The organism is Nitrobacter sp. MLSD-S21 (genome assembly GCF_058809865.1).
Window position 1 is genome coordinate 49,021 of record NZ_JBXASZ010000001.1, and the last position, 12,241, is coordinate 61,261.

Below are 12,241 nucleotides of genomic sequence, written 5' to 3' on the forward strand. Positions count from 1 at the left end.
GTCTCCAGATAATAAGAGCGCTATAGTTCAGCCGGTCCTGGGTCGTGTCCCAGGCCTGCCAAAGGAGCGTGTCTGATGGGGCCGGATCCCAATTGGACCGACGACAACGACTTCGGCGGAAATCTCGATCCGATATCGCAGGAGGCCGTGACGTGGTTCGCGACCATTCATGCTGACGAGGTGGCCAAGGCTGATCAGGTCGCTTTCCGCGCCTGGCTGCGACGGGACGAGCGCCATCGCGCCGCCTATGCGGAGGTCGAACGTCTATGGTCGGGAGCCGCAGAACTTCCGATCGTCCAGGCGCGCCGTCGCGCAAGACAGATGGCCATCACGCGCCGGACCCTCGGCAAAGGCGTGCTCGCTGCCATGGTCGGTGGGGGCGGCTGGGTCGCCTACCGACAGCATCCATTCGCGGACTACCGCACCGGCACCGGCGAACGCCGGACGGTAACCCTCGCCGACAATTCGACCGTGGAAATGGCCGGCGCGACAGCCTTGTCTGCCGATTTCAGTTCGCACCTTCGCCTGGTCACCTTGCATCAAGGCGAGGCTTTCTTCTCGGTTGCGCCCGAGACATCGCGTCCTTTCGTGGTCGAGGCGGCTGCAGGCCGCACGATGGCTGTCGGAACCTCATTCAATGTGGACTATATCTCCGACGACGACGTGCGCGTTACTGTCGCCCGGCATGCCGTAAACATCCGCGTCGGCGCGGCAGACGCGCGGTTGGACGCAGGATCGCAGCTCACCTACAATCGCGAGAGCATCGGCGTTCCTCAGAGTATCGACCCGGCCTCGGAGCTTGGCTGGCGCGACGGCCGCTTGATATTTCTTTCGCAGCCGTTCGGACGGGTCATCGCCTCACTCAATCGCTGGCGGCGGGGCAGGCTGATGGTAATGGGAGCGGCCTTGGCCGCTCGTCCAGTCACGCTGATCATCGACCTCGAGAAATCAGGGAATATTCTCGCCACCCTTGAGGAGGCCCTTCCGATCCAGGTCGTCAATGTGACCCCCTATCTGACCCTTGTATTCGATGCCTGACGCCGCTCAGAAAAGAAGTTCGCGCCCAATCGGATAATCGCAAGTCTGCTTCGTCTAACCCAGTGGGGACGTCGGCATCATGCCGGCGTTAATCTGATGACGGAGCGCGACGATGGCGGGGCGGACTATTTCGAGGGTCAAGGCGACCAGGCTGATGACTTTGCTTGGGTCGTCGTCGATCGCCGTCCTGCTGCTGTCAGTTCCATCCGCATTTGCGCAGACTGCGCCTGCACCCGCTGTGGGCACCATGCAACGGTCGATCACTTTCGCCATCCCGTCGCAGTCCTTGGCGACCGGCATCGTGGCCTTCTCGCGCGCCGCCGGCGTCGATCTCGTATTCGATGGCGCGGTGCCGAGCGGAGCGCGCACGCCGGGCGTCTCGGGCACACTCACCGTGCGCGAGGGCGTCAACCGATTGCTGGCCGGCACCGGACTGACCGCGCGGCTCACCGGCGCCCGCACGGTCCAGATCGTCAATCCTTCATCGGCTGGCGCTAGCGTTGGCGCGATGCCGGCCGGTGCGGTTGCGCTCGATACGATCGACGTGCAGGGCGAGAACCCATTGGGCCCCGTTAACGGGTATGTTGCCAATCAGAGCATGACCGGCACCAAGACCAACACCCCGATCATCGAGACGCCGCAGTCCATATCGGTGATCGGTAGGGAGCAGATTCGGGATCAGAACATCAACGCCAAGTTCGACGAAACGCTGCGCTACACGGCCGGTGTTTTCGGGGGCACGGCCGGTGCCGACCCGCGCAACGACTGGTTTCAAATTCGCGGATTCCAGGTGCAGGAACAAAGCTTGTTTCTGGACGGCTTGCAGCTGACGTCCATGTCTTTCGCTACCTGGAAAATCCAGCCGTTCGGTCTGGATCGCGTTGAGGTTCTGCGCGGCCCCTCAGCCATCCTTTACGGCGGGTCCGGCCCTGGCGGCATCGTGAACGCCGTCAGCAGGTTCGCTGGTGAAGAGCCCACTCACTATATCGAGGCCGGCGTCAACAATTTCGGCAATGCCTACACCCAGTTCGATGTCGGTGGTCCTCTAAATGCAGGAAACGACGGAAAACTCTTTTATCGGATCGTCGGTCAGATCCGCGGCGGAGGCACGCAGGTCAACTTCATCAACGACGATAATTATTTCCTCCAGCCGTCGCTGACATGGATGCCGGATATCGATACGCGACTGACGATCTACGCTCAGGCGTCACACAACGTGACGCGCGGTCTGAACTTCCTTCCCTATGAAGGTACGGTGGTGAACGCTCCATTCGGTCGGATACCTACCAATCTCTTCGCCAGCGAACCAAGCATGGATACGCAACGCCGCGATCAGGCGATGGTCGGCTATCAGTTTGAGAAGCATCTGTCGGAAAACGTGACGTTCCGTCAGAATGCCCGTTATGGGTATGTGGACCTTTATAACGCGACGATGTTCGGAGGTGGATACTTAACCACGCCCGCCGCCGCAGATCTCTATCGAGATAGTTTTCTGGTGCGCAGCAAAGCGAGCCAGGCCAATATGGACAGTCAGCTCGAATCTCGATTCGAAACCGGCCCGGTGTCTCATAAGGTTCTCGGCGGGTTCAACGTGAAGCGCTTCACCCTTGATGATATGCAGGGTATTGAAGAGGGCTTGCCCATAAATCTGGTCAATCCTGTCTACACTCCGACCGCACCATTTAGCGGTGCGCCATATCGCGATGCGCATGTAACTCAGAACCAGGTCGCACTCTATCTTCAGGATCAGATCAAGTTCGATCGCTTGACGCTCGTCCTGTCGGGCCGCAACGATTGGGTTGGCACAATCGATAACGATCTTGCCAGGTCGTATCAGACCCGAGAGGACAGCAAGTTTTCCGGTCGCGGTGGCATTATTTATAATTTTGACTTCGGCCTGGCTCCTTACGCTTCGTATGCAACCAGTTACAATCCGATCATCGGCATCAATGGCGCCACCGGAAATATCCTCCTGCCGCAAACGGCCGTGCAATCTGAAGTTGGATTGAAATATCAACCGACGGGGCTTAACGCACGTTTTGGTGTGGCGCTATTCGATCTGAAACGCCAAAACGCGCTGACGACCGATCCGAACAACCCGCAACTGCAGATTCAAAACGGCGAGGTCACGTCCCGCGGCCTGGAACTGGAGGCCGTTGCCAACATCACGCGCGATTTCAAGATCACGGCCAGCTATACCAATTTCAATTTCTTTGTGAGCAGGGACCTGGACGCATCGCTGATTGGAACAGTGCCGGTCAGCACTCCACGTGAACTCGCGTCGCTGTGGACTGACTACACCTTCCGCGAAGGAGCGCTAAGCGGCTTTGGCTTGGGAGGCGGCGTCCGATACGTCGGATCGTCTTTTGCGAATACTGCGAATACCCTTACCGTGCCAGCCGTGGTCCTTGGTGATCTGGCGGTTCATTATGAATGGGGGGATAACTGGCGGGCCGCAGTTAACTTCATCAACGTCGCCGACACGATCTATGTCGCGACATGCTCGAGTTCGGATTCGTGCTTCTACGGCGACCGGCGCCGCATCACGGGAAGCCTCTCGTACAAGTGGTAGCAGGCAGACGACCACCAGAAGCTGGACCTTTTGTCCGAAAAACCGGCAGCAGGCCACGAGAGTCCTTCACCGCTTCACGGAAACGGTGAGGCTCCATCTTTTGATCTGAGGCGTTTTCATCACGCGAACCGGTATCTCGGGGTCAAGCCCGAGGACATGCTTCGCTCGAAACGCTATAACACCAGCCGAGAGTGAAGGTTTCCGATGATTACCGTTCCACAGCGGGCGACGGGTTGATCGCGCGTTTGACCCACTGGCCAAGGACATATGACACCACGAATATGGCCGTAGCGATCAACGCAATCGTTAAATCCGCGGCCTCGTCTTTAAGCGCCTTGGCCAGAATATAGACGCCGGCGAGCCCGACTCCAAAGACAGCTAGCGAGGCGACTTCGGCAATGAATTTCCGGGTCAATTTTGTTTCCATGGGGATAGACTCTGGATTTGTGAGAACAATGCGGAATTGCCATCGCGCAGGGTCATGAGCCGATCGGGCACCCCGATATAGAGCCTTTCCGCTCCTTACGGAATCAGAAGCAGAGCTCTATAAGTTGATTTGGCGCGTTTTCTTCATGCGAACCGGTAACCACTTCGCTCGAAAACGCTATAGAACATCACCGATGAAATATCGACGCCATTCTGGTTCGCAATCTCAATAGCAATAAGATGAGTTGAGCCTGGCATGGCAGGTTCGCCTGCATCTATCCGTTTGATCGACGACGTAATTCTTGATCGCCGGTCCGCTTACCTCTCGTCCCCGGTGAAGCCATAAGCCCGACTCATTGCAGCCGATGGTAGCGGATGGCAAACTCCAGGCCAGCAGCAATGTTGATTCCGCTTGGTCGCGCGTTCAAATCCGATGGCGGGAGAGGAGAGCTGAATGGCCGGACTGTATTTCGAGCAGTTTTCCGTCGGGCAGAGGTTCGTTCACGAAATTCGGCGAACCGTCACCGACATGGACAATGTTCTGTTTTCCTCGCTCACCTGCAATCCGGCTGCGGTGCACATTGATCACGAATATGCCAAATCGACTGAATTCGGTAAACCTCTGATCAATTCCATCTTTACGCTGGGTCTCATCATTGGCCTTTCAGTGCAGGACACAACTCTCGGAACCACGGTCGCAAATCTCGGTATGGAGGAAACCAGGTTTCCACGTCCGGTATTCGCGGGCGATACGTTGCGCGCGGAATCGAAAGTGGCGTCGGTTCGCGCCAGCAAGTCGCGTCCAACGCAGGGTATCGTCACGTTCGAGCATCGCGGATACAATCAGCGAGATGAGGAGGTGGTGTTTTGCCGCCGCAACGCGCTGATGATGCGGAGGCCGGCATGAAGTGGCGCTCGCTTCTTTTCGTCCCGGCCGACAGCGATCGCAAGTTGGCGCGGGCCAACACCTGCGGCGCGGATGCGCTTGTCCTTGATCTGGAAGACTCTGTCGCGCCCGGCCGCAAGGCGGTCGCGCGTGACGCAGTGAAGAGCTTTCTCTGCGCGACTGCTCGAGATTGGACGTTTCTGGTGCGGATCAACGCGCTCGGAACGGGCCTGACGCTGGCTGATCTTGCGGCTGTCGTCCGCCCCGGGCTGGACGGCATCCTGATTCCGAAGGTCAACGGCATTCAAGACGTCGAGCAGATCTCGCACTATGTCGATGTTCTGGAGGTGGCCGCGGGCATTCCGCCAGGGCATGTGAAGCTGCTGGCTATCGCCACCGAGACGCCGGCTGCGATGCTTGGCTTTGCCAGCTACGTCAGGCGGAATCCAGGTGCGAGCGCAAGGCTTGCGGCCATGACATGGGGCGCTGAAGATCTCAGCACCGCGCTTGGCGCGCTGACCAATAAAGAGCCGAACGGCGATTGGACATCTCCTTATCAGATTGCACGTGCCCAATGCCTTTTTGCGGCTAACGCGGCCGGCGTTCTTGCACTTGATACGCTGTACAGTGATTTCAAGGATCAGGCGGGCCTCGCCGAGAGTTGCCGTGTCGCCCGCCGTGACGGATTCGTCGGGCGACTCGCGATCCATCCGCGCCAGGTTGCCACGATCAACGCCTGCTTCACGCCGTCCGAAGCCGATCTGGCGCACGCCCGCCGCGTCGTCGCTGCCTTCGCCAGTCAACCTGATGCCGGCGCGGTGGGTATCGAGGGCAAGATGTATGACATTCCGCACCTGATCGCGGCGAAGCGGGCATTGGCCTCGGTCGGCGAGGCCATCAAGGAATAAGCGTCGAGGAAGGCGGGATGGCGCGGCTCAAAGATTGCTCTCAGTGATGGCCGCATAGATCATGGTGCGAAGCTCTCGGCGGATCGGATACGCGCTCGAGGGTATCACCTGCGTCATGAAGATAGTGATCAGGTCTTCCGCTGGGTCGATCCAGAACGAGGTCGTTGCAGCGCCGCCCCAGGCGTATTCACCGGGGCTGCCGGCTATTAGCGTCTTTGCCGGGTCCATGGTGACGGAGAAGCCGAGGCCGAAGCCGATGCCGGCGTAGGTCGCTTCCGCAAACATCGATCGTGACATGTCCGGCAGATCGCGGTTGCCGGGCAGGTGATTGGTCGTCATCAGCGCCAGCGTTTTCGGCCCGATCAGCCTGACGCCGCCGCGTTCGCCGCCGTTGAGCAGCGCCTGGCAGAACGTGAGATAGTCGGCAGCCGTCGAGCACAGGCCGCCGCCTCCCGAGATGAAGCTGGGCAGCGAGAGAAAAGGGCTCTTGGCGGGATCATCCTGCAACGTCAGTCCGCTCTTCGCATCCGGCGAACGAGCCGACATCATGCCGCCGACCGTCGCATTGTAGCAGGCCGCGAGCCGTTGCGCCTTGTCGGCCGGCACGAGGAAGTCGGTATCGGCCATTCCCAACGGATTAAAAATGCGCTCTTTCAAGAATTGTTCGAAGGAAATGCCGCTGATCTTGCCCACGAGGTAGCCGATCACGTCCGTGGAGACCGAGTAATTCCAGGCTTCGCCCGGCGAGAATTCCAGCGGAATGTCGGCAAGGCTTGCGATCATCGAATCAAGCGTGCCCGCAGGGTCGAGCGTGCCGATCTGCTTGTCGCGATACGCCGCGTCGACGTTGGTTCGCTGCTGGAAACCGTAAGTCAGCCCGGATGTATGACGGAGCAAGTCAATGATCTGCATGGGCCGCGTCGGCGGTTTGGTCATGAAGGCAGGCGCGGTGCCCGCCTGAAACACGCCAAGGTTCTTCCACTCGGGAATATACTTGTGAACCGGCTCGTCGAGCGCAACGAGGCCTTGCTCCACCAGAATCATGAAGGCGACCGACGTGATCGGCTTGGTCATGGAATAGATGCGGAAGATGGTGTCGTCCTTCAGCGCCACCCGGCGTTCGAGATCGGCAAAGCCCTGCACAGAATTGTGCACGAGGTTGCCGCGGCGATACACCATCAGCTGTGTGCCCGGAAACCGGCCGGCATCGATATATCGCCGCTTCAGATGGTCATCGATGCGCTGGAGCGCGGCGCCGGACATCCCTGAACCTTCGGGAGAGCCGGGATTGAGGGCTGTCATCTGGGATTACTCCGGGGCAGGGGGCAAATTGGATAGCTCACGGCGTTCTGCGGACGCAATGTGTCGCATTAGCCGATCGTTTGCGAACCGCGGATCCGTGAGGAGTGGCAATCTGCGGCAGGTTCGTGCAAGAAAACGACGCGGAGCGAAGCTCGCGGCAGAAAGATAACACTTTGGAGGCGATATGACGGACGTTCAGATCATTCCAAGCTGGTCGGTTTGACGAATGGTAGAAGCACCGATTCTGATCGTCGGCGCCGGCCATGCCGGCTTTCAATTAGCGGCGTCGTTGCGTCAGGCCGGGTACGAGGGACCCGTCAGCCTCATCAATGACGAGCCGCATCTGCCCTATCAGCGGCCTCCGCTCTCGAAAGCCTATCTGAAAGGCGGCGGCGGTCCTGATACGGTGATGTTCAGGCCGGAGAAATTCTATCACGATCAGCGCATTGAGCTGATTTCCGATCGCGTCGTCGCCATCGACCGCAGCGCACTTCAACTCGTCTGCGCCTCCGGTGCTTCCCGCGCTTACAAGCACCTTGTACTGGCAACGGGCGCGCGCAACCGCCTGCTCGACATCCCCAACGCCGGTCTGAAGGATGTCCTCTATCTCCGATCGCTCGACGAAAGCGAGATGCTGCGGCAGCTCTTTCCCACCAGGCGGCGAGTGGTGGTTGTCGGGGCGGGCTTTATCGGTCTCGAATTCGCGGCGACCGCGCGGGCGAAGGGCCTCGAAGTCGATGTCGTGGAGCTTGCGCCTCGCGTGATGGCGCGTGCGGTCACGTCGGAGATTTCGGAGTTCTTTCAGCGCCGCCACAGCGAGGCAGGGATTCGGATTCATTTCGGAGTGCAGGCGACGAGCATCACCAGCAACGAAGGTCGTGTGACAGGCGTTACCCTGAGCGACGGCAGGCCGATCGCAGCCGATCTCGTGGTCGTCGGCGTCGGCGTTTTGCCCAACGTTGAACTGGCGGCAGAGGCTGATCTTCCGGTGGCCTCCGGCATCATTGTCGATGAGCACCTGCTCACGGCCGATCCTAATATTTCAGCGATCGGCGATTGTGCGTTGTTTAAGAGCGTGCGCTTTGGTGCGCCGCTGCGGCTCGAATCCGTGCAGAATGCGGCCGATCAGGCTCGCTGCGTTGCGGCTCGGCTGACGGGTGATATGAAAAGCTATGACGGATTCCCGTGGTTCTGGAGCGATCAGGGGCCTGACAAGCTGCAGATCGCGGGCCTGACGACCGGCTACGATCAAGTCGTCGTGCGTGGCGACGCCGGGCAGGGGTCGTTCTCCGCCTTCTGTTACAAGAACGGTCGCCTGATCGGAATCGAATCGGTCAATCGCGCCTCGGATCACGTCTTCGGCCGCCGCTTTCTGGCTGTGAACGGTTCGATACCGCCGGAGCAGGCTGCCGATCCTGCTTTCGATCTGAAGCGGGCGCTTGCGTGAAATTCTGCCGACAATGGGGACATCGCCTGTCCCATGACAGGCTCGATAACCGGAGTGTCTATTGAACCATCGCACCATTCATCGAGCGGCAGTGATACTTTTATACGGCCTATATCTGGGTGGCGGATGTTATCGTTTGGTGGCGTGGCTATACTGTTCACAATCATGAAGTCATAGCAGACGGCAACTCGTCTCTCGGCGAGGCATATCCCGCAAATCAAAGGCCTGGGCACAGTCGCGAACCAGGATCACGAAGGAGAGAACGATGACGGTTTACGCCGGCCCGGTCTTCGACATGGCGGTTCAGCAGTTCGGAGTCATCGCCAATCATCTCTCCATCCCGATGGACGAGCGAGAGCGTATCCTGATGCCGAAGCGGGCCATCACGATTTCCTGCCCGGTTCATCGCGATGACGGATCGATTGCGGTCTTCGAGGGATACCGCGTGCAGCATCATCTCACGCTAGGTCCGACAAAGGGCGGAACGCGCTTTGCGCCGTGCGTGGATATCGGCGAGGTAGCGGCACTCGCCATCTGGATGAGCTGGAAATGCGCGCTGGTCGGATTGCCCTATGGCGGAGCCAAAGGCGGCGTCAGAGTCGATCCCCAATCGATCTCAATCCGCGAATTGGAAGGGCTATCGCGCCGTTACATGCAGGAGATGATTCCGTTCGTCGGGCCGCATACCGATGTAATGGCCCCGGACATGGGCACTAACGAGCAGGTGATGGCTTGGTTCATGGATACCTACTCCATGTATCAGGGCCGCACCGTCACGGAGATCGTCACCGGAAAGCCCGTAAGCTCGGGCGGCACGCTGGGGCGTCGCGAGGCTACGGGCCGCGGCGTCGCTCATCTCACCCGCCGCGTCATGAACGAACTCGGCATCGCGTTCGGTAGTGCGACCGCCGTCGTTCAGGGCTTTGGCAACGTCGGATCCCATGCGGCTCTCGAGCTTTACAACTCTGGCGTCAAAATCATCGCGGTGAGCGATCACACCGGTGCGCTTTATGACAGGAAGGGTCTGGATATTCCCGCGCTACTGCGCCACGCCGGGACGCATGGAAGTATCGCAGGATATTCCAATCAGCTTCAGTACGATCCCGCGGCGATCCTGACGCTACCGTGTGATGTGCTCGTTCCCGCCGCGGTGGAACGCGTGATTGATGCACATATCGCCGAGAACCTGAAATGCCGCGTTTTGGCCGAGGGCGCCAACGGGCCAACGACGCCTGAAGCGGATCTGATCCTGGAGACGCGTCAGCATGAGATTTTTCTGATTCCCGACATCCTCTGCAATTCCGGTGGCGTGGTGGTGAGCTATTTCGAATGGGTTCAGGATCTACAGCAACTGTTTTGGGAAGAAGACGAGGTGACGCGCCGCGAATATCAGATCCTGGATCGCGCCTTCGGGCAGATGGTCGATCGTGCGAAAAAGGACAATATCTCGCATCGCACCGCGGCAATGGCGCTCGGCGTAGAGAAAGTGCGGGCTGCGAAGGCAACGCGGGGACTTTTTCCGTAAACCTCTGACCGGACAGCCGCATCTACAGTCCGGTATCGGGGGACCAAGCCCCTCGATCATTTTCATTTTCGTTTTAATTGAAATGATGCGATGCAACATTTCTCTTGACTAAGATAGAGTGAGTGCTTACTCACGTCCCATGAGCAATCTGCGGATGACCAGCGATGTACGGCGGGAGTTGATCCTGAGCGCTGCGAAACGGTGTTTCGCGCACAACGGGTTCGCCGGTACGACGACCAAGAGCGTTGCGGCCGCCGCCTCGATTTCCGAGGCGTTACTGTTCAAACACTTTCCCACCAAGGCCGCGCTCTATGCCGAAATTCTGGCTGAAGCCTGCCAGGCCGATCCGGCGCTGCATCGCTTGCTTGATCGCGAGCCTTCAACCGAGACGCTCGTCATTCTTATCCGCGGCATGGTCAAGCACTTCCTGAATGCCTCGGCTTCGCCGGATCAACAGGAGGCGCAGCGTCTGCGTCTCATGGTTTCAAGTCAGCTTGACGATGGTGAATTTGCCCGATTGCTATACGAAAAAATCCGAGACCTGATTGGCCAAGCTTTCACGGCCTCACTTGAGCGCGCGATTGCCGCCGGGGATGCGGTGCCGGTCGGGCGCGAGCCGCTCAATCTGTTTTGGTTTGCGCATCATACCGTTCTCATGATGGTTCTAACTAACCTTCCCTCCGTTCCAACCCTGTCATACGGCAGCGGACCCGATCTGGAGCGGCAGATTTGTGAGTTCATTCTTCGAGGGGTCGGTCTGAATGCAGCGGCAATTGCCTTGCATCTGGACCGGGAAGCTGTATTCAACGCCGCCCAAACGTCGGCCGCAGAAAGTGCATGACATGACGGTAAGAAGGGAAGGCAATACCGGCGACAAGACCATCGCACCGCCGCGTGAACTGGACGAGAAGCCTCGCACGCGCCCGGTGCGCATGATGCGCTGGTTTGTCATTGTAGGCGTACTGCTCGCGTTGCTCGTCGGCGGGTTGGTCGGATTCAACGCGTTCCGCGCGCACATGATCGCGCAGTTCTTCGCCAACAACAAGCCGCCGGCGGTGACGATCAGTGCGGTCGAGGCGAAGTCCGAGGTGCTGCCGAACCTGCAGCGTGCGGTCGGCAGTCTGGCCGCGGTGCATCAGGTCAACGTCACCTCCGACGTCAGCGGCCGTATCACCGACATTCTGTTCACCGCCGGCAGTCGCGTCACCAAGGGCACGCCGCTGGTGCAACTGTTCGACAAGCCGGAGCAAGGCGATCTGGCCAATTACAAGGCCCAGGCGACGGTGGCCAGGCTCGCGCTGGATCGGGCGAAGCAACTCGCTGCACGTCAGGTCGGCGCACAGGTAACGGTGGACACGACGCAGGCCGCGTTCGACCAGGCCAATGCCGGCATAGCCAAGACCGAGGCGATCATTTCGCAGAAGCTGGTGCGCGCGCCGTTCGATGGCGTGCTCGGCGTGCGTCAGGTGGAGGTAGGACAATTCCTCACCGCCGGCACACAGGTCGTGTCGCTGACCGATCTGTCGACGCTGTTTGCGAACTTCACCGTCACTGAAAAGGAAAGTGGACGGCTTTCCGTCGGCCAGACGGTGCGGGTGTCGGTCGATGCCTATCCGGGCAAAAAGTTCGAGGGCAGGATCACGACCATCGAGCCTCAGATAGCCACCGAAACCCGCAACATCCGCGTCCAGGCCACTATCGCCAACCCCGACGACATCCTTAAACCCGGCATGTTTGCCGATGTCATCGTGGTGCTGCCGGAGAAGCCGCCGGTTATCACGGTCGCGGAAACCGCAGTCGAATACACCCTGTATGGCGACTCCGTCTATCTCATCAAGGAGAAGAAGGAGGACGACGGCAAGACCAGCTTGACTGTCGAACGCACCTTCGTGCGCACCGGCGATCGGATCGATGGCCGCGCTGTCATTGAGAAAGGGCTGCAGCCGGGCGACAAGGTCGCTGCGGTCGGCCAGCTCAAGCTGCAGTCGGGCGCCGCGGTCGAGATTTCGAAGGATCCGCTGCCGCAGATTCCGGAGAAACCGCCGCTGAACTGATTTCAGAAACGGGTCCGCCAAGGCGGCCCCGCATCGATTGAACGTCTCGCGGTTGTGCTTCGATCCACGGAGCGGCCACGCGT

At 59.5% G+C, this 12,241-nt stretch carries 10 protein-coding genes; 8 read left to right on the forward strand and 2 right to left on the reverse strand.

Going from position 1 to position 12,241, the window contains the following annotated elements; genetic code table 11:
* Positions 1-75: 75 nt before the first annotated feature.
* Positions 76-1,038 (forward strand): FecR family protein, encoded by a 963-nt coding sequence (locus tag AC1RT6_RS00230; RefSeq protein WP_079447319.1) that lies wholly within the window; start codon positions 76-78, stop codon positions 1,036-1,038.
* Between the two features lie 112 nt (positions 1,039-1,150).
* Positions 1,151-3,610, forward strand: coding sequence for a TonB-dependent siderophore receptor (locus AC1RT6_RS00235; RefSeq protein ID WP_079447318.1), 2,460 nt, complete (start codon positions 1,151-1,153; stop codon positions 3,608-3,610).
* Positions 3,611-3,818: 208 nt separating this feature from the next.
* On the opposite strand, the gene AC1RT6_RS00240 is transcribed toward AC1RT6_RS00235, so the two are convergent.
* Complete coding sequence (locus tag AC1RT6_RS00240) at positions 3,819-4,037, reverse strand: hypothetical protein (RefSeq protein ID WP_079447317.1); 219 nt, start codon at positions 4,035-4,037, stop codon at positions 3,819-3,821.
* A gap of 453 nt (positions 4,038-4,490) precedes the next feature.
* On the opposite strand from AC1RT6_RS00240, the gene AC1RT6_RS00245 reads away from it, so the two are divergent.
* Complete coding sequence (locus tag AC1RT6_RS00245) at positions 4,491-4,943, forward strand: MaoC family dehydratase (protein ID WP_079447316.1); 453 nt, start codon at positions 4,491-4,493, stop codon at positions 4,941-4,943.
* On the forward strand, positions 4,940-5,830 hold the full coding sequence (locus tag AC1RT6_RS00250) for an HpcH/HpaI aldolase/citrate lyase family protein (protein WP_079447315.1): 891 nt from the start codon (positions 4,940-4,942) through the stop codon (positions 5,828-5,830). The genes AC1RT6_RS00245 and AC1RT6_RS00250 overlap by 4 nt, the downstream gene beginning before the upstream one ends.
* A gap of 27 nt (positions 5,831-5,857) precedes the next feature.
* Here AC1RT6_RS00250 and AC1RT6_RS00255 read toward each other — a convergent pair whose 3' ends face one another.
* Entirely contained in the window at positions 5,858-7,132 is a 1,275-nt protein-coding gene (locus tag AC1RT6_RS00255; protein WP_079447314.1) for a serine hydrolase domain-containing protein, read from the reverse strand.
* Positions 7,133-7,358: 226 nt separating this feature from the next.
* Here AC1RT6_RS00255 and AC1RT6_RS00260 point away from each other — a divergent pair, with 226 nt between their 5' ends.
* The 4 genes from AC1RT6_RS00260 (at position 7,359) to AC1RT6_RS00275 (ending at position 12,158) form a co-directional block, all read left to right on the forward strand.
* Positions 7,359-8,579: an NAD(P)/FAD-dependent oxidoreductase gene (locus tag AC1RT6_RS00260; protein WP_079447313.1), complete on the forward strand. Its 1,221-nt coding sequence runs from the start codon at positions 7,359-7,361 to the stop codon at positions 8,577-8,579.
* A 265-nt stretch (positions 8,580-8,844) separates the two neighbouring features.
* Entirely contained in the window at positions 8,845-10,104 is a 1,260-nt protein-coding gene (locus AC1RT6_RS00265; protein ID WP_079447312.1) for a Glu/Leu/Phe/Val family dehydrogenase, read from the forward strand.
* A 139-nt stretch (positions 10,105-10,243) separates the two neighbouring features.
* Complete coding sequence (locus tag AC1RT6_RS00270) at positions 10,244-10,945, forward strand: TetR/AcrR family transcriptional regulator (protein WP_472790272.1); 702 nt, start codon at positions 10,244-10,246, stop codon at positions 10,943-10,945.
* A gap of 1 nt (position 10,946) precedes the next feature.
* Positions 10,947-12,158 carry an efflux RND transporter periplasmic adaptor subunit gene (locus AC1RT6_RS00275; RefSeq protein ID WP_079447310.1) on the forward strand — a complete coding sequence of 404 codons (1,212 nt, stop codon included), beginning with the start codon at positions 10,947-10,949 and terminating at the stop codon, positions 12,156-12,158.
* Positions 12,159-12,241 lie beyond the last annotated feature (83 nt).

Bases quoted from the DNA above. Each gene is read 5' to 3' on its own strand.
- AC1RT6_RS00230 (WP_079447319.1), top strand. From the start codon at position 76: ATGGGGCCGGATCCCAATTGGACCGACGACAACGACTTCGGCGGAAAT.
- AC1RT6_RS00275 (WP_079447310.1), top strand. From the start codon at position 10,947: ATGACGGTAAGAAGGGAAGGCAATACCGGCGACAAGACCATCGCACCG.
- AC1RT6_RS00240 (WP_079447317.1), bottom strand. From the start codon at position 4,037: ATGGAAACAAAATTGACCCGGAAATTCATTGCCGAAGTCGCCTCGCTA.
- AC1RT6_RS00255 (WP_079447314.1), bottom strand. From the start codon at position 7,132: ATGACAGCCCTCAATCCCGGCTCTCCCGAAGGTTCAGGGATGTCCGGC.
- AC1RT6_RS00270 (WP_472790272.1), top strand. From the start codon at position 10,244: ATGAGCAATCTGCGGATGACCAGCGATGTACGGCGGGAGTTGATCCTG.
- AC1RT6_RS00235 (WP_079447318.1), top strand. From the start codon at position 1,151: ATGGCGGGGCGGACTATTTCGAGGGTCAAGGCGACCAGGCTGATGACT.
- AC1RT6_RS00245 (WP_079447316.1), top strand. From the start codon at position 4,491: ATGGCCGGACTGTATTTCGAGCAGTTTTCCGTCGGGCAGAGGTTCGTT.
- AC1RT6_RS00260 (WP_079447313.1), top strand. From the start codon at position 7,359: ATGGTAGAAGCACCGATTCTGATCGTCGGCGCCGGCCATGCCGGCTTT.
- AC1RT6_RS00265 (WP_079447312.1), top strand. From the start codon at position 8,845: ATGACGGTTTACGCCGGCCCGGTCTTCGACATGGCGGTTCAGCAGTTC.
- AC1RT6_RS00250 (WP_079447315.1), top strand. From the start codon at position 4,940: ATGAAGTGGCGCTCGCTTCTTTTCGTCCCGGCCGACAGCGATCGCAAG.